Consider the following 20,387-nt stretch of genomic DNA (forward strand, 5'->3'; position numbering starts at 1 on the left):
GTTTTTCTGCATGGGAGTTAGACAGACATATGCAGAAAAGACGAGGCTCCCATGAGAGAAATTTGCTGAATGGTAAAATGATCAGTGGTATGTTTACCGGCAGTCAGTAATTTTCTGGCGCAAATGCAAGATTTGATCCGCCAGACCGGTTGTTCCGGTACAGTGGCGGATTCAGGGAGGAATATCCATGGCGGACGCTATCAATGTTGATGAGCTCAAGTCCAAGGCTGAGGAAATCGTCAACCCCGATGAACTGAAAGCCAAGGCTGAGGAATATGCCAGCCGTGCCCAGGAGGCATTCCAGTCCATCAGCAAGGACCTGAAGCCCAAGAGCCGTTGCCAGTGTGTTGGTCAGACGCTGCTGTGGAGTGGTGCCATTGTGGCCGCTCTGGCTGGCCTGTGTGCCATTGGCCGCTGGCTGAAGAAGTAAGCCTTCAGAGCCAGTTCTGCAAAAAGATGCAATCGGGAAACCCCCAGCCCTGCGGCTGGGGGTTTTTCGTGTCCGGTTTCAGTTGCGCACCGCCTTGGCCAGAGAACGGATTTTCTCCAGTGCCGTGGGGATGCTTCTGGCCGTGGCGTGGCCGTGTTCATCATAGGTGGCGGCCATCTCCTTGATGATGGCGGATGCCACGACGGCCCCGTCGCTGATGCGGGAGGCCGTGCGGGCCTGCTCCGGCGTGCTGATGCCAAAACCAGCCACGACGGGAAGGTCCGTGGCGGCCCGAAGGCGGGTCATGGCGGCTTTCAGCTGCTCTTCCGTGGCGCTGCGTGTGCCTGTGATGCCCGTGATGCTCACATGATAGATGAACCCGCTGGCCTTCCTGAGGATGGTCTTCAGCCGGTCATCCGGGGTGGTGGGGGCGGTCAGGGTGATCATGTCCAGCCCTTCCGCTCTGGCGTGGGGGGCCAGCTCCTCGGATTCCTCAGGTGGCAGGTCCACAACGATCAGCCCGTCCACACCGGCGGAGCGGGCATCCTTGCAGAATCGCTCCACACCGTAACTGTCGATCGGGTTGTAATAGCCCATCAGGATGATCGGCGTATGGTCATTCTCCTTGCGGAAGTCCCGGATGAGCTCCAGCGTTCCCTTCAGGGTGGCCCCGGCCTTCAGGCCACGCCGTGCGGCTAGCTGGATGGTCGGGCCATCGGCGGAGGGGTCGGAGAAGGGCACGCCGACCTCGATGAGATCGGCCCCGGCCTCGGGCATCTGGCGCAGCAGGGCCAGGGATGTCTCCCTGTCCGGGTCGAAGGCTTCCAGATAGGGCAGCAGGGCACCACGGCCCTCTTTTTTCAGGCGGTCGAAACAGGTCTTGATGCGGCTCATGGTGGCTCTCCTTACAGTTTCACGCCCAGATGGGCCGCAACGGTGGGTACGTCCTTGTCACCCCGGCCGGACAGGTTGACGATGATGGTCTGGTCTCTGGTCATGGTCGGGGCCATGACGATGGCATGGGCCACGGCATGGGCACTTTCCAGCGCCGGGATGATGCCCTCCAGCTTCGTGAGGGTCTGGAAGGCGTCGAGGGCCTGATCGTCCGTGGCGCTGACGTAGTTCACCCGGCCAATATCCTTGAGCCATGAATGTTCCGGCCCGATGCCGGGATAGTCCAGCCCCGCACTGATGGAGTGGGCCTCCGTGATCTGCCCGTGTTCGTCCTGTAGCAGGTAGGTGCGGTTGCCATGCAGGACGCCGGGCCTGCCACGGGCGATGGACGCTGCCGTCTTGCCGCTGTCCAGCCCCAGCCCGGCGGCCTCCACGCCGTAAAGCGGGACATCGGCATCATCGAGGAAGGGGTGAAAAATCCCCATGGCGTTGGACCCGCCCCCGATGGCGGCGATGACGGCATCCGGCAGGCGGCCTGTCTGTTCCTGTATCTGCTCACGGGCTTCCGTCCCGATGACGGACTGGAAGTCCCGCACCATGGCCGGGTAGGGATGTGGCCCTGCCACCGTGCCGACAAGGAAGTAGGTGTTCTCCACATTGGCCACCCAGTCCCGCATGGCCTCGTTCATGGCATCCTTCAGCGTGCCGGCTCCCGCCGTGACGGGATGGACCTTGGCTCCCAGCAGGTGCATGCGGAAGACATTGGGCTTCTGCCGCTCCACATCGGTGGCCCCCATGTAGATTTCGCAGTCCAGCCCGAAGAGGGCACAGACGGTGGCCGTGGCCACGCCGTGCTGTCCGGCCCCGGTCTCGGCCACGATGCGGGTCTTGCCCATGCGGCGGGCCAGAAGAATCTGGCCCATCACGTTGTTCAGCTTGTGGGAGCCCGTGTGGTTCAGCTCTTCCCGCTTGAGGTAGATCTGCGCTCCGCCGAGCGTCTCGCTCAGCCGTCTGGCGTGCCAGAGCGGGCTGGGACGGCCCACATAGTGGCGGAGGTAATAATCCAGCTCTTCCTGAAACTGCGGGTCAGTCTTGGCGTGGTTGTAGGCTTTTTCCAGTTCCAGCATCAGGGGCATGAGGGTTTCGGCGACGAAACGCCCGCCGTGGATTCCGAAATGCCCCCGTTCATCCGGTCCGGTGCGAAGGGAATTGAGCTGGCTGGTGATGGGTTTGTCTACTGGCATGATGTGTGTCTTTACGTCTTGAATGAAGGATCAGTCGATGGATGGGGAGGCGGCCTCCAGCCCCAAGGCCTGCCGGATGAGCGTTTCCTGCTCGGCCTGGTGGATGCCGGGCAGCCCGGTGGCGGGTGAGGCGGAGGCCTTGCGCCCGGCATAATGCGGGCGGGTGCAGGCATGGCCGATCTCCCGCAGGCAGGCTTCGATGCGCCGGTCCACGAACTGCCAGGCCCCGCCATTTTCCGGCTCTTCCTGACACCAGATGACGTCTTCTGCCTGGGGGTGATGACCCAGCTCTTCGGCCAGGGCATGATGGGGGAAAGGATAGAGCTGCTCCAGCCGGATGATGGCGCAGTGTTTCAGTCCGGCGTCTTCCCTTTGTTGGAGGAGGTCGTAATAGACCTTGCCACTGCACAGGATGACCCGCCGTGCGCCACCGGCGCAGGTGGCATCGGCAATGACGGGCGCAAAGCGTGTCTGCGGTCCCATCTCGCTGAGCAGGGAGACGGCCTGCTTGTGCCGCAGGAGCGACTTGGGGCTGAACACGACCAGCGGCTTGCGGCAGCGGCGGGCGATCTGCCGCCGGAGCAGATGGAAGAAGCTCGCCGGGCTGGAGGGCATGCAGACCCGCATGTTGTTCTCGGCACAGAGCTGGAGGAAGCGCTCCGGGCGGGCGGAGGAATGTTCCGGCCCGGCTCCCTCATAGCCGTGGGGCAGGAGCAGGGTCAGGCCGGATGTCCGCAGCCATTTTGTCTCTCCGGCTGCAAGGAACTGGTCGATGATGATCTGCGCCCCGTTGGCAAAGTCGCCAAACTGGCCTTCCCACAGCACCAGCGCATCCGGGTTGCCCAGAGAATAGCCATACTCGAACCCCATCACGCCATATTCGGAGAGGGGGGAGTTCCACACGTTCACGGGAGCCTGCCGGGGGGCGATATGGGCCAGCGGCGTGTAGTGATGGCCCGTATGCTGGTCCGTCAGCACGGCATGGCGCTGGCTGAAGGTTCCCCGGCCGCAATCCTGCCCGGAGAGGCGTATGGCGTGGCCATCAAGGGCCAGCGTGCCAAAGGCAAGGGCCTCTGCCGTGGCCCAGTCCACCGGGCCGCCCTCGGCCAGCGTGGCCTGCTTCGCCCGAAGCTGCCGGGCCAGACGGGGATGGACGGTGAAATCCGCCGGAATGGCTGTCATCGCTTCCCCAACCTGCTGGAGCCGGGGCAGGGGCACGCCCGTCATGGGCTGGATGCGTTCGGGCGTGTCCAGCAGGCGGGTGGGGTCCTGCGGGCTGTAATCCAGCCAGTCGGTCGGGTCCGGCTGGTAGGTGTCGGCATCCTCGAAGGCCTGATGGAGCTGGGCCTGCACATCATCCCACAGGGCCTCCACCTCGGCAGGGTGGATGTCCGTCTCGGCCAGAACCTTCTCGGCATAGAGGCGGCGGAGTGTCGGGTGCTGGCTGATGGTCTGCACCATCGCAGGCTGCGTGAAGGCGGGGTCGTCCGTCTCGTTATGGCCGTGGCGGCGGTAGCTGATGATGTCCATCACGATGTCGCTGGCAAAGGTCTTCCGCCATTCATGGGCAAGGGCGGCACAGCGGGCCACGGCCTCGGGGTTGTCGCCATTCACGTGCAGGATGGGGGCCTGCACGGTCTTGGCGATGTCGGTGTTCCAGATGCCGGAATGGGCCGAGTCCGGGCTGGTGGTGAAGCCCACCTGATTGTTGATGATGAGATGCACCGTGCCGCCGGTACGGTATCCTTCCAGCCGGGACAGCTGGAGTGTTTCATACACCACGCCCTGCCCGGCGAAGGCGGCGTCCCCGTGGACGAGAATTCCCAGATGCTTCTGGCGGTCCTCATCCCTGTCCCTGTCCTGGTCGGCCCGGACACGGCCCAGCACGACAGGGTCCACCGCCTCCAGATGGGACGGGTTGGGGAGGAGGGAGATGCGGATCTCGTGGCGGCCCTGCCGGATGGTGGTCGTGGTGCCCAGATGGTACTTCACGTCCCCGGAGACCCGGATGCCTTCCGGGTAGAAGGCCTTGCCTGCGAATTCGCTGAAGATGGCGGCATAAGGCTTGCGCAGGATGTTGGCCATGACATTCAGCCGCCCCCGATGGGGCATGCCGAGCGAGATGGAGCGCACGCCGTCCCGTGCCGCCTCATTCAGCAGGGCCTGAAGGGCGACGATGAGGCTTTCTCCGCCTTCAAGGCCGAAACGGCGCATCCCGGTGAAACGCTGCTGGCAGAAGGTCTCGAAGCCTTCGGCACGGGTGAGCAGGCTCAGGATGCGCTCCTGCGAGAGGGGCAGGGCGGTGGCCGGTTTTTCTTCCAGATGGTCGATCCACCACTGCCGCTGCTGGCTGTCCTGAAGATGCATGAACTCCGCCCCGATCGGCCCGCAATAGGTCCGTTTCAGGCGGGCCAACAGGGTGGGGTCGGTCTGGCTGTCGGGGGTGAGGGCATCGATCTGGCGGGCAGGGCGCAGGCCCAGCGGGTCCAGCTCTGCCTGGAGATGCCCGCAGAGGCGGAAGGCCTCCTTCAGCCGTTCATCCCGCAGGCTGACGTCCGGGACCGTGGCGTGCGGGCCTGTCTCATGTCTGGCAGGGTCGCCCATGGTGGCGAACAGCGTGTCATAGTCGGAAGGGACGGAGGCCGGGTCCTCCAGCCACTGGGTGTACAGCTCACCGAGATAGGCGATGTTTTCGCCATTGATCGCATTCTGGTGGTTCGGTGAGCCCGTCATGATGGCATCTTTCCTTCTTGCCTCGCTGGGAGGGTATTTTTAACCGATCGTGCCGGGAAGGCAAAATCTTCCCTCACCTTGTCGTCAGAGGGGCGGGGACGGCTTGCCTGCCCTGCCGGAGGGCGGTAGCGTGACTGTCACCATGAGTACGATTTCTATCAATTACGAGGCTGTCAGGCGGGCCGTGGTCAGCCGGGTGCCATGTCCGCACATTGTGGTGCCGGATTTCCTTGCGGGGCCGTCGCTGGCCCGGGCTGTGTCCCTGCTGCCGGAGATACGGGCGGGCGGGTCTTTCCCCATCGGGGCGCTGGAGCTCCATCCCGAGCTCAAGGCCATGATGGAAGACTTTGCCGGGCCCCGGCTGAAAGAGATCGTCTCTGAGAAATTCGGGCTGGATGTCCGTTCTGCGCCCAGCATGGTGACCATGCGGGGCCAGACACGGGCCAAGGATGGCCGCATACACAGGGACAGTGCCTCCAAGCGTGTGACCATCCTGCTCTATCTCAATGACCCGGAAAAGGATTGGGATCACAAGGGGGGGTGCCTGCGTTTTCTCAACGGGCCTGATGATGTGGAGGATTATGCCAGCGAGATTCCGCCTGTTGGTGGTACGCTGGTCATTTTTCCGAATGGGCCGGACACATGGCACGGCCACCGCCCCTATGTGGGGGCACGCCACACGGTCCAGCTCAATTACATGGCGCGGGATGGCCGTGCCCGGTATGAGCTGGTGCGCCATCATGTGTCTGCCTTCTGCAAGCGGTTGCCTTTTTTCGGGTAGAGACAGCTCTTATAATGAGGCCCGGATGGGTTTCTGAATGAAACGGGGCGGGGTTGGGCCCTGCCCGAGGGAGAATGAGAGAATGGGTTACAGGGTTGCCGTCGTTGGAGCGACAGGGGCTGTTGGGCGTGAGATTCTGAAGACACTGGCGGAACGTCAGTTCCCGGTGGATGACATCGTGGCACTGGCCTCCGCCCGGTCTGCCGGGCGTGAGGTGTCCTTTGGTGAGAAGAAGGTCCTGAAGGTCCAGAATCTGGAGACGTTCGATTTCACGGGCTGGGATATCGCCCTGTTTTCTCCCGGTGGGGCGGTATCTGCAAAGTATGCCCCCAAGGCTGCGGCAGCGAAATGTCTGGTCGTGGACAACACGTCCCATTTCCGCATGGAGCCGGGCGTGCCGCTCGTGGTGCCGGAGGTCAATGCAGCTGCCCTGAAGAAGGCCCGCAAGGGCATCATCGCCAACCCCAACTGCTCCACCGCCCAGATGATGGTGGCCCTGAAGCCGCTGCATGACCTGTTCCGCATCAGGCGTGTGGTGGTGTCCACCTATCAGGCCGTGTCGGGAGCCGGGAAGTCAGGCATGGATGAGCTGTTCAGCCAGACGAAGGGCAGCTTCGTGAATGACGCACCGACCATTGCCCAGTTCACCAAGCAGATCGCCTTCAACCTGATCCCGCATATCGACCGCTTCATGGAGGATGGTTCCACTAAGGAAGAATGGAAGATGGCGGTCGAGACCCGCAAGATTCTGGACCCGGACATCAAGGTTCTGGCCACCTGCGTGCGTGTGCCGGTCTTCATCGGTCATTCCGAGGCCATCAGCATCGAGTGTGAGAAGCCGGTCGATCTGGAGAAGGCCCGTGCCGCCCTGCGGAAGGCTCCGGGCGTCGTGCTGCGGGACGAGCGGGAAGATGGCGGTTACGTCACTCCGATCGAATGTGTGGGTGAGGATGACACCTATGTGTCCCGCCTGCGCATCGACCCGACCGTGGAGAATGGTCTGGCCTTCTGGTGCGTGTCGGACAATCTCCGCAAGGGAGCAGCCCTCAATGCCGTGCAGATTGCCGAAAGCCTGCATGAGCAGCATCTGATCGGCAAGAACTCGCCGCTCTGGCAGCCGGTTGCCCGCCCGGAAGAGCCGGCGTAAAAGGCGTTACTTTCTGGAAAAGGTTCTGCCTTTCTGGTGGAATCTTTTCATAAGTTATGCCTGTAAAAGAGTGTAAGTGAAATCCTCTTCCCAAAAGGTGGTGCTGTCTCCATAGTGGATGAGCTATGTCTTATTTCACTTACACGCCTCCTCGCACGCCTGTTCCCTCCGGGGGGCGGGTTGGTGTTCTTCTCGTCAATCTCGGCACGCCGGATGATACGGGGTATTTCTCCGTCCGCCGCTATCTGAGGGAGTTTCTTTCAGACAGGCGGGTGATTGAGGCCCATCCCCTCATCTGGCAGCCGATCCTCAACACGCTGGTGCTGGCCCGTCGGCCCTCGGCCAGTGGGGCCAACTATGCCCGCATCTGGGACAGGGAGGAGAATGCCTCCCCTCTGCGTGTCTTCACCCGCAAGCAGGCGGAAGGGCTGGCCGAGCGTCTGGCCCCGGATGGAATCCCGGTGGCCTGGGGGATGCGCTATGGCCAGCCCTCTGTGAAGCAGGCCGTGGCGGAGCTGATGGACCAGGGTTGTGACCGTATCGTCAGCATTCCTCTCTATCCGCAATATTCCGCCACGACGACCGCAACGGCCAATGACCAGCTGTTCCGTGCCCTGATGCGCCTGCGGCGTCAGCCTTCCGTGCTGACGGTTCCTTCCTTCCCGGATCATCCACGGTTCATTGAGGCCCTGGTGGCTTCCGTGCGCCGGGTTTATGAGGGACTGTCTTTCACGCCGCAGCGTCTGGTGGCCTCCTATCATGGCCTGCCGAAAGAGTTCGTGGAGAAGGGCGACTCCTACCGGGATGAATGTGTCCGCACGACGAAAGCTCTGGCGGCGGCTCTGGGTCTGAGCGAGGAGGAGGTTCCGCTGACCTTCCAGTCACGCTTCGGCCCCATGGAATGGTTGCAGCCTTATACGGCCCCTTACATCTCGGCCCTGCCGAAACAGGGGATCACGAAGATTGCCGTCATCATGCCCGGTTTCATGGCGGACTGCATCGAAACGCTGGATGAAATTGGTCGTGAGGTGCGTAAGGAATTCATGGAAGCGGGGGGTGAGGAATTTGCTTTCATCCCCTGCCTGAATGATGCGCCAGAGGCTGTCACGTTGCTGGAGACCCTCTCCCGGCAGGCCATGAAAGGGTTCCAGTTCTGACTGGGTGAAGGAACATTCCGTTCAGGCATGAAAAAACCCGGCCATTTCTGGCCGGGTTTTTCTGTTCACACAGGAACGGTCAGGCATCAGTGAGCCGCAGGCTGTGCGTCACTTTCCGGATGTTCGGCATCGTACCACTGGGCCTTCTGGTTTGTCGCAGCAGCAGAATGGTTGTTCTGCCACCAGCCGGAACCATTCTGCTTGCTGTCGACAGGATGTTCCTTCTCCCACAGGGCAGCTTTCTCGGCGATGCTCTTGCGGTATTTGTGGCGCTGATACATGCCGACGGCGCAGCCGCCTACAGCACCGATTACGCCATGCTTATGGGCAACATGGCCAGCTACGGCCCCGGCGGCACCATATTTCAGGCAACCACCCGGCTCGGCCATGGCTGGAGCAGCAGAACCGGCCAGCACGGCAGCAGCGATGAGAGAGTAAATCTTGCGGGTCATGATCTGATCCTTGCAGAAAAATGAGACTGGCCTGTTGGTCATGGATGAGTGGCGTCCGGTTTCGGCCATCATGATGAAAGGCACGCCCTCTTATTGCTCATAATGGAGAGAGCGTCCATTGCCCCTTCATGATATGGGGAGAGGGACAGGGCTGGAAAGGATGCTAAAGGTTAATCTTTACTTTAATGATACGATCACACTATGGGGAGCGCCAACATGACAAAGGGACCACGCCGGGAAAGACAACCTGCCTGGCCAACGAAAGAAAATGGAATTGTCAGGGGATGAAATGGTCGGAGTGAGAGGATTCGAACCTCCGGCCCCTGCGTCCCGAACACAGTGCTCTACCAGGCTGAGCTACACTCCGACTTTGTGGGGCTATTCCTACCCTTCATCAGGGAAAGGCGCAAGGGGCAAACGGACTGTTTTTATAGAAAAATGAAGCCTTCTTTACAGAAATGGGCATGACACGCAAAAAAACCCGCCTCCCAGAAGGAAGAGCGGGTTTTTGCAAAGAACCGGGCAAAGGGGCGTGTCTGCCTCGCCTGCCGGGTGCCTCAGAGGGCTTTTTCCAGAGCGGGGAGAAGCTCGAAGAGATCCCCGATCATGCCATAATCGGCCACTTTGAAGATCGGTGCTTCAGGGTCGATGTTGATGGCAACGATCACACGGCTGTCCTTCATCCCGGCGAGATGCTGGATGGCCCCAGAGAGGCCGGTGGCGATATAGAGTTCGGGGGCCACGACCTTGCCGGTCTGTCCGACCTGCATCTCATTGGGCGCAAAGCCGGAATCAACAGCCGCACGGGAGGCCCCGATGGCAGCGCCCAGCTTGTCGGCCACTGGTTCCAGCAGGGTATGGAAGTTGCTGGCATCCTTGAGGCCCTTGCCGCCAGAGATGACCACACGGGCCACTTCCAGCTCCGGCCGGTCAGACTGGCTCTGCTCCAGTTTTACGAAGCTGCTTTTGCCGTCATCTGCCGGAGCGTCCAGCACGTCGATGGGGGCACTGCCACCTTCTTCTTCCACGGGGTCGAAGCTGGAGGAGCGGACAGTCATGATTTTGATGCTGTCGCTGGACTGCACGGTAGCCAGTGCATTGCCCGCATAGATGGGCCGCACAAAGGTGGCATCATCCTTGATGGCCACGACGTCGGAGATCGGCTGGGCGTCCAGCAGACCAGCGAGGCGGGGCAGGATGTTTTTGCCAGTGGAGGACGCTGCGGAGAGGATATGGCTGTAAGACTCTGCCAGGCTGGCCAGCAGGGCAGCCGCAGGTTCGGCCAGAGCATGGTCCAGTGCGGGGACATGCAGGACCTTGCGGATGCCCGGCAGTTTGCTGGCGGCCTCTGTTCCTGCCTTGCCCAGAAGCAGGGCATCGACATCGCCAAAGCGGGAGGCAGCGGCAACGGCGGAGCGGGAGCCCTGACGGATCCTGCCGTTTTCGGCTTCAATCAGAACAAGTGCGGTCATCAGATCACCTTCGCTTCCGTCTTGAGCTTTTCGACCAGCTCTTCCACCGTTTCCACAATGACACCGGCCTTGCGTTCCGGCGGCTCCGCCACGCTGACGATCTTCAGGTGCGGCGTCAGGTCCACGCCGAGGGAACCGGCCTCGATCGTTTCCAGCGGTTTCTTGCGGGCCTTCATGATGTTGGGCAGGGAAGCATAGCGTGGCTCGTTGAGGCGCAGGTCCGCTGTGATGACGGCTGGCAGGCTCAGGGAGACGGTTTCCGTTCCGCCATCGACCTCACGGGCGACCTCGACCCTGCCATCGGCAATTTCCACCTTGCTGGCGAAGGTCCCCTGCGGCCAGCCCAGACGGGCGGCCAGCATCTGGCCTGTGGCGTTCATGTCGTCATCAATGGCCTGTTTGCCCATGGAGACAAGACCCGGCTGTTCTTTCTCCACAACGGCATTGAGAAGGCTGGAGACGGCACGGGGTTCGACTTCGGCATCGGTCTGGATGAGGATGGCCCTGTCGGCACCCATGGCCATGGCCGTGCGCAGAACATCCTGAGCGACCTGTGCCCCGATGGTAACAGCAACCACCTCGTCAGCCTGGCCTTTCTCACGAAGGCGGAGGGCCTCCTCCAGTGCAATTTCGTCGAACGGATTCATGGACATTTTCACGCCCTGCGTTTCGACACCACTACCATCAGCCGCGACACGCGGCTTGATGTTGTAATCAACAACCCTTTTGACGGGGACAAGAACCTTCATGGTCATCCTTTGTTGCTGTCGCGGCTCAAAGTGAAACTGTCTTCAGACTATCCCCTTTTGTCTCAAAAGTCACATCCCGGAAGGATAGTTGGGCCCGCTGCTGCCCTCTGGCGTGCACCAGGTGATGTTCTGGTCCGGGTCTTTGATGTCGCAGCTCTTGCAGTGCACACAGTTCTGGGCATTGATGACCAGCTCGTCCGTTTCGCTGGTCTCATAGACACCAGCCGGGCAGTAGCGGCTCTCCGGTGCGGCGAAGCGGGTCAGGTTGACCTCTTTCCATGTGGCCATGTCCTGCACTTTCAGGTGTACGGGCTGGTCCTCATCATGGCTCAGATTGCTGAGGAAGACGGACTCGGCCCGGTTGAAGGTCAGTGTCCCGTCCGCCTTGGGGTAGCTGATTTTTGGGGCCTTTTCTGCCGGGATCATCGTCTCGTTGTCGGCATGGCGATGGCGCAGCGTCCACGGGGCCTGCCCGCGGAAGATCATGCTGTCGATTCCGCTATAGAGGGCCCCGCCCAGCATCCCCCAGTGCGAGAAGGCCGGACGGATGTTGCGGGCGGCGTGCAGTTCCTTCCACAGCCACGAGCTTTTGAGGCGGTCCATGTAGGAAGACGCTTCGGCCCGCTCATTCTGGATGGCGTCCATCACCGCCTCGGCAGCGATGATGCCAGATTTCATGGAGGTATGGATGCCCTTGATCTTGGGCATGTTGAGGAAGCCGGCACAATCGCCTGTCAGCACCCCTCCGGGGAAGACCGGATGGGGCAGGGACTGCACGCCTCCCTCAGAGATGGCCCGTGCCCCGTAGATGATGCGCCGGCCACCCTCGAAATGCTCCCGGAAGGCCGGGTGCTGCTTGGTGCGCTGCATTTCCTCGAACGGTGACAGCCACGGGTTGCGGTAATCCAGGGCCGTGATGAAGCCGTAGGAGACGAGATTTTTCCCGAAATGGTAGAGGAAGGCCCCGCCGTAGGTGTGTGTGTCCAGCGGCCAGCCGAAGCTGTGCTGCACGAAGCCGGGGCGGTGTTTTTCTGCCGGAATTTCCCAGACTTCCTTGATGCCAAGGCCGAAGGTCTGTGGGTCGGCCCCCTTGCGGAGCTCGAAGGTGTTCATGGCCTTCTTGCTCAGGGAGCCACGGGCACCTTCGGCCAGAATGGTCTGGCTGGCCCGCAGGATCATGCCCGGCATGTAGTCCGGTTTTTCTTCTCCCTTCCGGTTCACGCCCATGTCCCCGGTGATGATACCGCAGACCCTGCCATTCTCGATGAAGAGGTCAGCTCCGGCGAAACCGGGATAGATTTCGACTCCCAGAGCCTCGGCCTGTTCTCCCAGCCAGCGGCAGAAGGCTCCGAGAGAGATGACGTAATTTCCCCGGTTGTCCATCTGCGGCATGAGCAGATGCAGGGCCGGGACGGGGAGAGCGGCCTTTCTGGTCAGGAACAGCAGCTTTTCACTGCTGACGGGTGTATCCAGCGGGGCCCCCCGTTCTTTCCAGTCCGGGAAGAGTTCGGCCAGCGTTGTGGGCTCCAGTACGGCGCCAGAGACGATATGGGCGCCGACTTCGCTGCCCTTTTCCAGCAGACAGACGGAGAGGTCCGGATTTTCCTGTTTCAGCCGGATGGCCGCCGTCAGTCCGGCAGGCCCCCCACCCACGATGACAACATCAAAAGCCATTTCTTCCCGTTCAATGGCGGTGTTATCGCTCTGTGGCTGCGTCATGGCGTACTCCTGCTGGCTGCCTGAAACATGAAGCTGTACGGGGGACGTATCTCACCCTTTCCGTGTGAAGGTCCAGTAAAAAGGCTGCCGTCCTTCACGGAAGGCCTTGGCCTCATAACGGGTGGGGGACCAGCCCTCAGGCCGTTCCAGTGCAGGGGCTGGAGCCTCGAAGAGGTCCTGCTGGCCCATCACCTCCGTGACCCACTCCTGATAGACGGGATGGTCGCTGGCCACTCGCCAGTGGGCACCGGGCTTGAGGAGTCTGGCCATCTGCCGGATGTTTTCGGGATGGATGAAACGCCGTTTGGCATGGCGTGCTTTCGGCCACGGGTCCGGGAACATGAGGTAGGCCCGGTCCAGGCAGCCATCGGGCAGGCCCTTCAGCAGCTGGCGACCATCTTCCGCCCAGAGGCGCAGGTTGTCAGGACCGGTGGCCGTGGCCTCTTCGCCTTCGGGAATGATGCGGGAGAGGAGGGAGCAGACGCCGTTATCGAACACTTCCGAGGCGATGTAGCCTGTCTCGGGGTTCCGGGCCGCCTGATCGAAGGCATGTTCACCGCCACCGAATCCGATTTCCAGATAGAGCTTTGAAACCGGCTTCCCGAAGCCCTTCAGCGGGTCGGCCATGTTGCGGAAATGCACACGGGGCAGGGCCTCATCCAGCAGGCGCTGCTGGCGGGGGCGGAGAGGATGGCCACGCTGGCGGCCATAGAGACGTTCGGGCTGGGGTTTGATGTCGTCAGGCAACGGTCGATACACAGTCTGAAAATGGCAAAAAGCCCCCACCCTCAACGCATGGTCCATGCGGGTCGGGAGAAGGGGCCTGAAGGGTGGAGGGGGACAGCCCCCTCCATGGAGACAGACTCAGCGGTTGAGCGCGCTCTTGAGCTGCTCGGCCAGGTCGGTGTTCTCCCATGTGAAGTTGTCCAAGGCTGGGTCCGGAATACGGCCAAAATGCCCGTAGGCAGCCGTCTTGGCGTAGATGGGGCGGTTCAGGCGCAGGCGTTCACGGATGCCACGGGGAGAAAGGTCCACCATCTCGTTCAGCAGGGAGCCGAGGCGGACCTCATCCACATCCTTGCCGGAGCCGTCGAGATCGACATAGACGGAAAGCGGGCGGGAGACGCCGATGGCGTAGCTGAGCTGGATGGTGCAGCGGTCGGCCAGACCGGCAGCTACCACGTTCTTGGCGAGGTAGCGGGCGGCATAGGCGGCGGAACGGTCCACCTTGGTGGGGTCCTTGCCGGAGAAAGCCCCGCCACCGTGAGGGGCGGCACCGCCATAGGTGTCCACGATGATCTTGCGGCCTGTCAGACCGGCATCACCATCCGGCCCACCGATGACGAAGTTGCCCGTCGGGTTGACGTAGAATTCGTGTTCCGGGCACATCCAGCCTTCCGGCAGGACTTCACGCACGGTCTCACGCACCATCTCACGGATGGTGTTCTGCCGCATTCCTTCGACATGCTGCGTGGAAACGACAACGGAGGTCGCACCGACCGGCTTGCCATCCACATAGCGCAGCGTGACCTGGCTCTTGGCATCTGGCAGCAGGCCGACGCCACGGGCATCACCCTGCTTGCGGTAGTCCCGGATGCGCTCAAGGATGTTCTGGGCATAGAACAGGGGAGCAGGCATCAGCTCTTCCGTTTCACGTGTAGCGAAACCGAACATGATGCCCTGGTCACCGGCCCCTTCATCCTTGTCGCCTGCGCTGTCCACGCCGACGGCAATGTCAGCGGACTGGGCATGGAGGAAGGAGGTGATCTCGGCCTTTTTCCAGGAGAAGCCTTCCTGGTCGTAGCCGATGTCCTTGATGGCCTGACGGGCACGGTCGATCAGGGTGTCCTCCACGGCCTTGGGGCCACGGACTTCACCGGCCAGAATGACACGGTTGGTGGTAACCAGCGTTTCACAGGCTACACGGGCTTCCGGGTCGGCCTCAAGGTAAGCATCGAGGACGGTATCGGAGATACGGTCTGCCACCTTGTCGGGATGACCTTCGGAAACGGATTCAGACGTAAAGAGAAAATCGCCGTGATTGCGCACTCAGGGACCTCACAGGGAATGAGTGGTGAAAAGAGGCTGCCCCTGCCCCCCGAAAGGCACAAGTGACAGGAAGTAAGAGTTCTACCGCTTGGCTGAAAATGCCCTCGAGGTCAAGAGCGGGCTTACTGCATGGCCGGGATGTGCTGTATGGGAGGGGCATGGTGAATATGAGAGGATAGGTTTCAGAGTGACTGGATGTGCAGGGGAAAATGAAATCCTGTTCCGGGAAGAAGAGGATTTTCTCAGAACCCAGCTGATTACCTATCTGGGAAATAAAAGGGCGCTTCTGGATTTCATCGAGGCAGCCATCGTCGATGTGAAAACAAGGCTTGGCAAGGATCACATTGATTTTCTTGACCTTTTTTCAGGAACAGGCGTCGTGGCCCGCATGGCCAGACGCCATGCTAGATGTATCCACTGCAATGATCTTGAAGAGTACAGCTTCGTTACGAATACCTGCTACCAGACGAACAGGGGGGCTCTTGATATTCATGAGCTGGATCATGAAATCCGGCGGATCAGACGGGATGTTGAAACGAATTTCGAGCCGGGCTTCATTGCGGAATTATATGCTCCGCAGGATGATCGCACCATAAAATACGGAGAAAGAGTTTTTTACACGAGACGGAATGCCATTTTTCTGGACAGTTTTTGTAGAGCTCTTGCCCAGACACCGGATCATCTGAAACCGTATGTTCTTGCTCCGGTCATTGCCCAAGCTTCCGTGCACACGAATACATCTGGTGTTTTCAAGGGATTTTACAAGAATCGGGCCGGATTTGGTCAGTTTGGAGGAGATTCCCGCAATGCCTTGTCCCGCATCATGCGGAATATTGAGGTGGTTGCGCCGGTTCTGAGCCATTTTTCCTGTGAGTCGTTCATTCATAAGGGCGATGCGAATGACGTTGTAAGGGATGTTGGGAAGGTGGACATTGCCTATTTTGATCCCCCTTACAATCAGCATCCTTATGGATCGAACTATTTCATGCTGAATATCTTATGTGATTACAGGAGACCGCTTGATATCAGTCGGGTTTCCGGCATCCCGAAGGAGTGGAACAGATCTTTCTACAACAAGGCACGACATGCAGAGACACGTCTCTTTGATGCCATTGACAATGTGAAAGCCGATTTCGTGCTTATTTCCTATAATTCCGAAGGGTTCATCAAGCGTGACCGTTTCATATCGGAACTCTGGTCCTTGGGGGAGGTGAGTGTCATGGATACGTGTTACAACACGTTCCGTGGCTGCCGGAATCTGTCTGACAGGGACAGATATGTAACAGAGAATCTGTATCTGGTGGACAAAAGGTAAGGATACACGACCAGAAAGGACGGGATGGCATGTGGGACCTGCCTGTTGGCAGCTCCCACATGATGCAGGGGGCTCAGGGTGTGTTCAGTACGTCCTGCATCCCGTAAAGGCCGGGGGTACGGCGGGGATCAGCCAGCCAGAGGGCGGCTTTCAGTGCCCCACGGGCGAAGACACGGCGGTCCAGCGCCCGGTGGGAGAGGGAGATTTCCTCATCAGCGGCAAAGAAGCGCAGATCATGCTCGCCAACAACCTGCCCGCCCCGCAGGGAGGCAAAGCCGATGGCACCATCAGGCCGTTTCCCGTTCTGATCCAGCCGCCTGACAGCCTCGAAGTCATCATCCCGGCCTGCGGCTACGGCTCGACCGATGGCCAGCGCCGTGCCAGAAGGTGCATCCAGCTTCTGGCGGTGATGGACTTCCAGAATTTCAGCATCGTAGTCCGGCAGGGCGGCACCGAGCTGACGGGCCAGGGAAAGCAGCATCGTCAGGGCCGGGGAGAAATTGGCCGCCTGTAGAACGGCTACCTGTCCGGCGGCTTCATGCACGGCCTGCTGGGCTGCTCCGTCCAGCCCTGTTGTGCCCAGAACCCAGGCACAGCCTGCCGCAGCGAAGGCTTTGGCATGGGCGGGGACAAGACTGGCATGGCTGACATCAATGATGACATCGCATCGGCTGGCCAGTTCTGATGCGCTGGAGACGATGTTGCGGGCAGGGTCTGCCGTGCGGGACAGGCCGCCAGCCAGAAGGGCCCCGGCCTCCTCGGCGCAGAGATGGCCAAGACGCCCCGTGATGCCAGCAATGCCGATGCGGGGGGAGGTGTTGCTCATCGTTGGTGTCCTTTACCGGTCAAGGAGCTTTTTGACACGGGCAAAGAAGCCGGTATGTTCCGGGCTGCCTTTGCTGTGGTCACCGCTTTCGGCCTCAAACTCCTCCAGCAGCTCACGTTGGCGCTTGGTCAGATGGCTGGGTGTTTCCACGGTGATGCGGATATACATGTCACCTCGTGCCTTGGAGTGCAGGACGGAGAAGCCCTTGCCACGAAGGCGGAAATTGTCGCCTGTCTGTGTCCCGGCAGGGATTTTCACCATTGTCCGGCCACCATCAATCAGCGGCACTTCGATCTCGTCGCCCAGAGCGGCCTGTGTCATGCGCAGGGGCACACGGCAGTGGATATTGGCTCCTTCACGCTCGAAGATGCTGTGACTGTCCACTGTGACCAGAACATAAAGGTCCCCGGGCTGGACACCTTCACCTCCGGCTTCGCCCTTGCCTGCCACACGGATGCGGGTGCCATCTTCGATCCCAGCCGGGATGTCGATTTTTACGGTCTCTCTGGCGGCTTCCGTACCGCTGCCGTGGCAGCTGTGGCATGGATTGCTGACAGTCTGGCCTGCGCCGTTACAGGTGGGGCAGGGGCGCTCCACCACGAAGAAGCCCTGCTGTACCCGCACGGCACCCTGCCCGTGACAGGTCTGGCAGGTCTGCCGGCTGGCGTTGGGATCGGCCGAACCTGAACCATGACAGCTGGAACATGCCTTGCGTGTGGCGATTTCGATCTCCCTGCTGATGCCTGAGAAGGCTTCCGTCAGGGAAATGTCGACCTGGACCTGTACATCCTCGGCCTGACGCTGCTGGCGGCCACGACGTCCGCCCATATTGAACATCTGCTCGAAAATGTCGCCCAGACCGCCAGCATCAAAACCGCCGAAGCCGCCACCAAAACCACCGGCTCCACCGCTGCCGCCCATACCGTTCTGGAAGGCATCATGGCCGAAACGGTCATAGGCGGCCCGTTTCTGGTCGTCTTTCAGCACTTCGTAAGCGGCATTGACTTCCTTGAATTTCAGCTCGGCCTTTTCGTCCCCCGGATTGCGGTCGGGATGGTAGCGCATGGCCAGCTTGCGATAGGCCTTTTTGATCTCTTCACCGCTTGCGGAGCGGGAGACACTGAGTGTCTCGTAATAATCCATCTGTGTAGCCATAGTGATCCTCAGTCACGCAGGAGAGCGGACACCCGGACAAGGCGTGCGGGGTGTGGCCTGCCGGAGCCGGACAGGTGCAAGGCCCTCAATGTAAAAAGGGCGCCTGTTCCCCGCAGAGAGAGGGAAACAAGACGCCAACCGCAGGAAAGGAGCCCGGCCTGCCGACACGGACTCCGTCCCTTTTCAGCGATTATTTCTTTTTCTTGTCGTCAACATCTTCGAATTCAGCATCGACGACATCTTCGTCAGTCTTGCCACCGGCCTGATGTTCCTCACCGGCGGAGGCACCGGCCTGATGGACGGCCTGACCAACCTTCATGGCAACCTGTGTCAGATGCTCGCTGGCGCTCTTGATGGTCTCGGCATTGTCGCTTTCCAGAGCTTCGCGGGCCTTCTTGATGGCTTCCTCGGCTTCGGTCTTGTCAGCGGCCGGAACCTTGTCACCATTTTCGGAGAGGGTCTTCTCCGTCTGATGGATCATGGCTTCGGTGCTGTTACGCAGGTCCACCAGCTCACGGCGGGCCTTGTCAGCAGAGGCGTTCTCCTCAGCTTCCTTGACCATGCGATCAATGTCGGCATCGGAGAGACCACCATCGCTCTTGATGGAGATGTTCTGCTCCTTGCCTGTGGCCTTGTCCTTGGCGGAGACGTTCACGATACCGTTGGCGTCAATGTCGAAGGTCACTTCAATCTGCGGCACACCACGGGGAGCCGGAGCGATGCCTGTCAGGTCGAAGTTGCCGAGCAGCTTGTTGTCCGCAGCCATTTCGCGCTCACCCTGGAAGACCTTGATGGTCACGGCAGGCTGGTTGTCTTCGGCTGTGGAGAAGGTCTGGCTCTTCTTGGTCGGGATCGTCGTGTTGCGGTCGATCAGACGGGTGAAGACACCACCCAGCGTCTCGATACCGAGGGACAGCGGGGTCACGTCCAGCAGCAGCACGTCCTTCACGTCACCCTGGAGCACGCCACCCTGCACGGCGGCACCGATGGCAACCACTTCGTCCGGGTTCACGTTGCGGGCGGGTTCCTTGCCGAAGAACTCCTTCACGCTTTCCACGACCTTCGGCATACGGGTCTGGCCACCGACAAGGATGACTTCCTTGATGTCAGCCGGTGTCAGATCAGCATCCTTGAGGGCCTTGCGGCAGGGCTCCAGAGAGCGCTTGATGAGGTCTTCAACGAGGCTTTCCAGCTTTGCACGGGTCACCTTGACGACCAGATGCTTCGGACCGGAGGCATCTGCCGTGATGAAGGGCAGGTTGACTTCCGTTTCCTTGGCGGAGGACAGCTCGATCTTGGCCTTCTCGGCGGCTTCCTTCAGGCGCTGGAGGGCCATCTTGTCCGTGCGCAGGTCCAGACCCTGCTCACGCTTGAACTCGTCAGCCAGATAGTCGATCAGCTTGTTGTCGAAGTCTTCACCACCGAGGAAGGTATCACCATTGGTGGACTTCACCTCGATCACGCCATCGGAGATTTCGAGGATGGAGATGTCGAACGTACCACCACCAAGGTCATACACGGCCACGTTGCCGGAATCGCCCTTCTCGAGCCCGTAAGCGAGAGCGGCGGCGGTCGGCTCGTTGATGATGCGCTTGACGTCCAGACCAGCGATGCGGCCCGCATCACGGGTGGCCTGACGCTGTGCATCGTTGAAGTAGGCCGGAACGGTGATGACGGCTTCGGTCACCTTCTCGCCCAGATAGGCCTCTGCCGTCTCTTTCATCTTGCCGAGAACAAAGGCGGAAATCTGGGACGGAGCGTAGTTCTCACCACGGGCACGCACCCATGCATCGCCGTTGTCACCCTTCACGATTTCGTAGGGAACGGTCTTCTGGTCCTTGGCGACGGTCGGGTCATCGTAGCGGCGACCGATCAGACGCTTGACGGCATAAAGCGTGTTGGTGGGGTTGGTGACGGCCTGACGCTTGGCGGCCTGACCGACCAGACGCTCACCGCTATCTGTAAAGGCAACGACAGACGGCGTGGTGCGGGCACCTTCGCTGTTCTCGATCACCCTGTTCTCGTTACCCTCGCGGACTGCAACGCAGGAGTTGGTGGTCCCGAGGTCAATACCAATAATCTTGCCCATGGATATCTGTCCCTTTTCAGCGGCTTCCCACAACCCCTCAAGGCATTGGGAGAAGCCCTATTGCGACGTTATCAGGTCTGGGGGCAGGCCAAGGCCTGCAACACCCTTGCTGTTCGATCTGGGGAGGGGTGTCTTGTGTTTCAAGAGCAGGAATGGAAAAGATTTACAGTGTCCT

At 60.6% G+C, this 20,387-nt stretch carries 17 protein-coding genes and 1 tRNA gene; 5 read left to right on the forward strand and 13 right to left on the reverse strand.

From position 1 onward, the window contains the following. The first annotated feature begins 187 nt into the window (after positions 1-187). Complete coding sequence (locus tag ASO19_RS07930) at positions 188-430, forward strand: hypothetical protein (RefSeq protein WP_043558707.1); 243 nt, start codon at positions 188-190, stop codon at positions 428-430. Between the two features lie 78 nt (positions 431-508). Here ASO19_RS07930 and trpA read toward each other — a convergent pair whose 3' ends face one another. From trpA to ASO19_RS07945, 3 genes are read right to left on the reverse strand one after another with little or no spacing between them, the layout of a single operon-like run. Continuing rightward, entirely contained in the window at positions 509-1,324 is an 816-nt protein-coding gene (gene trpA / locus ASO19_RS07935; RefSeq protein ID WP_103765757.1) for a tryptophan synthase subunit alpha, read from the reverse strand. A gap of 11 nt (positions 1,325-1,335) precedes the next feature. Continuing rightward, on the reverse strand, positions 1,336-2,568 hold the full coding sequence (gene trpB / locus ASO19_RS07940) for a tryptophan synthase subunit beta (RefSeq protein ID WP_043558701.1): 1,233 nt from the start codon (positions 2,566-2,568) through the stop codon (positions 1,336-1,338). Positions 2,569-2,598: 30 nt separating this feature from the next. Next, a complete protein-coding gene (locus tag ASO19_RS07945; RefSeq protein ID WP_103765758.1) occupies positions 2,599-5,301 on the reverse strand; it encodes a 2-oxoglutarate dehydrogenase E1 component in 2,703 nt (900 codons plus the stop codon). A gap of 142 nt (positions 5,302-5,443) precedes the next feature. On the opposite strand from ASO19_RS07945, the gene ASO19_RS07950 reads away from it, so the two are divergent. From ASO19_RS07950 to hemH, 3 genes are all read left to right on the forward strand, one after another. Next, entirely contained in the window at positions 5,444-6,082 is a 639-nt protein-coding gene (locus ASO19_RS07950; protein WP_081563348.1) for a 2OG-Fe(II) oxygenase family protein, read from the forward strand. 82 nt (positions 6,083-6,164) lie between these two features. Then, positions 6,165-7,229 (forward strand): aspartate-semialdehyde dehydrogenase, encoded by a 1,065-nt coding sequence (locus ASO19_RS07955; RefSeq protein WP_103765759.1) that lies wholly within the window; start codon positions 6,165-6,167, stop codon positions 7,227-7,229. 125 nt (positions 7,230-7,354) lie between these two features. Further along, the gene (gene hemH / locus ASO19_RS07960) at positions 7,355-8,386 is read left to right on the forward strand and encodes a ferrochelatase (RefSeq protein ID WP_103765760.1); all 1,032 of its coding nucleotides are present in this window, start codon (positions 7,355-7,357) and stop codon (positions 8,384-8,386) included. Between the two features lie 86 nt (positions 8,387-8,472). On the opposite strand, the gene ASO19_RS07965 is transcribed toward hemH, so the two are convergent. From ASO19_RS07965 to metK, 7 genes are all read right to left on the reverse strand, one after another. Further along, entirely contained in the window at positions 8,473-8,838 is a 366-nt protein-coding gene (locus tag ASO19_RS07965) for a hypothetical protein (protein ID WP_081563347.1), read from the reverse strand. Positions 8,839-9,128: 290 nt separating this feature from the next. Next, positions 9,129-9,205 (reverse strand) — tRNA-Pro (locus ASO19_RS07970). A gap of 190 nt (positions 9,206-9,395) precedes the next feature. Beyond that, positions 9,396-10,310: an electron transfer flavoprotein subunit alpha/FixB family protein gene (locus tag ASO19_RS07975; RefSeq protein WP_103765761.1), complete on the reverse strand. Its 915-nt coding sequence runs from the start codon at positions 10,308-10,310 to the stop codon at positions 9,396-9,398. Then, positions 10,310-11,059: an electron transfer flavoprotein subunit beta/FixA family protein gene (locus ASO19_RS07980; protein WP_103765777.1), complete on the reverse strand. Its 750-nt coding sequence runs from the start codon at positions 11,057-11,059 to the stop codon at positions 10,310-10,312. Before ASO19_RS07980 ends, ASO19_RS07975 begins: the two co-directional genes overlap by 1 nt. Before the next feature lie 69 nt (positions 11,060-11,128). Then, positions 11,129-12,778, reverse strand: a complete 1,650-nt coding sequence (locus ASO19_RS07985; RefSeq protein ID WP_258036060.1) for an electron transfer flavoprotein-ubiquinone oxidoreductase — start codon at positions 12,776-12,778, stop codon at positions 11,129-11,131. 51 nt (positions 12,779-12,829) lie between these two features. Further along, entirely contained in the window at positions 12,830-13,582 is a 753-nt protein-coding gene (gene trmB, locus ASO19_RS07990) for a tRNA (guanine(46)-N(7))-methyltransferase TrmB (RefSeq protein WP_081562490.1), read from the reverse strand. Positions 13,583-13,642: 60 nt separating this feature from the next. Next, positions 13,643-14,827 (reverse strand): methionine adenosyltransferase, encoded by a 1,185-nt coding sequence (gene metK, locus ASO19_RS07995; RefSeq protein ID WP_081562489.1) that lies wholly within the window; start codon positions 14,825-14,827, stop codon positions 13,643-13,645. Positions 14,828-15,014: 187 nt separating this feature from the next. Between metK and ASO19_RS08000 the strand changes: the two genes are divergently transcribed. Further along, complete coding sequence (locus ASO19_RS08000) at positions 15,015-16,142, forward strand: DNA adenine methylase (RefSeq protein ID WP_219811872.1); 1,128 nt, start codon at positions 15,015-15,017, stop codon at positions 16,140-16,142. A gap of 73 nt (positions 16,143-16,215) precedes the next feature. Here ASO19_RS08000 and dapB read toward each other — a convergent pair whose 3' ends face one another. The 3 genes from dapB to dnaK form a co-directional block, all read right to left on the reverse strand. Then, positions 16,216-16,968, reverse strand: coding sequence for a 4-hydroxy-tetrahydrodipicolinate reductase (gene dapB / locus ASO19_RS08005; RefSeq protein WP_043558682.1), 753 nt, complete (start codon positions 16,966-16,968; stop codon positions 16,216-16,218). A 12-nt stretch (positions 16,969-16,980) separates the two neighbouring features. Beyond that, positions 16,981-18,123 carry a molecular chaperone DnaJ gene (gene dnaJ / locus ASO19_RS08010; protein ID WP_103765762.1) on the reverse strand — a complete coding sequence of 381 codons (1,143 nt, stop codon included), beginning with the start codon at positions 18,121-18,123 and terminating at the stop codon, positions 16,981-16,983. A 190-nt stretch (positions 18,124-18,313) separates the two neighbouring features. Beyond that, the gene (gene dnaK / locus ASO19_RS08015) at positions 18,314-20,212 is read right to left on the reverse strand and encodes a molecular chaperone DnaK (protein WP_103765763.1); all 1,899 of its coding nucleotides are present in this window, start codon (positions 20,210-20,212) and stop codon (positions 18,314-18,316) included. Positions 20,213-20,387: the final 175 nt, after the last annotated feature.

Source organism: Parasaccharibacter apium, assembly GCF_002917995.1.
GTDB lineage: Bacteria > Pseudomonadota > Alphaproteobacteria > Acetobacterales > Acetobacteraceae > Bombella > Bombella apis.

Coding starts and splice junctions, on each gene's coding strand:
- ASO19_RS07930 (WP_043558707.1), top strand. CDS start 188: ATGGCGGACGCTATCAATGTTGATGAGCTCAAGTCCAAGGCTGAGGAA.
- trpA (WP_103765757.1), bottom strand. CDS start 1,324: ATGAGCCGCATCAAGACCTGTTTCGACCGCCTGAAAAAAGAGGGCCGT.
- trpB (WP_043558701.1), bottom strand. CDS start 2,568: ATGCCAGTAGACAAACCCATCACCAGCCAGCTCAATTCCCTTCGCACC.
- ASO19_RS07945 (WP_103765758.1), bottom strand. CDS start 5,301: ATGACGGGCTCACCGAACCACCAGAATGCGATCAATGGCGAAAACATC.
- ASO19_RS07950 (WP_081563348.1), top strand. CDS start 5,444: ATGAGTACGATTTCTATCAATTACGAGGCTGTCAGGCGGGCCGTGGTC.
- ASO19_RS07955 (WP_103765759.1), top strand. CDS start 6,165: ATGGGTTACAGGGTTGCCGTCGTTGGAGCGACAGGGGCTGTTGGGCGT.
- hemH (WP_103765760.1), top strand. CDS start 7,355: ATGTCTTATTTCACTTACACGCCTCCTCGCACGCCTGTTCCCTCCGGG.
- ASO19_RS07965 (WP_081563347.1), bottom strand. CDS start 8,838: ATGACCCGCAAGATTTACTCTCTCATCGCTGCTGCCGTGCTGGCCGGT.
- ASO19_RS07975 (WP_103765761.1), bottom strand. CDS start 10,310: ATGACCGCACTTGTTCTGATTGAAGCCGAAAACGGCAGGATCCGTCAG.
- ASO19_RS07980 (WP_103765777.1), bottom strand. CDS start 11,059: ATGAAGGTTCTTGTCCCCGTCAAAAGGGTTGTTGATTACAACATCAAG.
- ASO19_RS07985 (WP_258036060.1), bottom strand. CDS start 12,778: ATGACGCAGCCACAGAGCGATAACACCGCCATTGAACGGGAAGAAATG.
- trmB (WP_081562490.1), bottom strand. CDS start 13,582: ATGGACCATGCGTTGAGGGTGGGGGCTTTTTGCCATTTTCAGACTGTG.
- dapB (WP_043558682.1), bottom strand. CDS start 16,968: ATGAGCAACACCTCCCCCCGCATCGGCATTGCTGGCATCACGGGGCGT.
- dnaJ (WP_103765762.1), bottom strand. CDS start 18,123: ATGGCTACACAGATGGATTATTACGAGACACTCAGTGTCTCCCGCTCC.
- dnaK (WP_103765763.1), bottom strand. CDS start 20,212: ATGGGCAAGATTATTGGTATTGACCTCGGGACCACCAACTCCTGCGTT.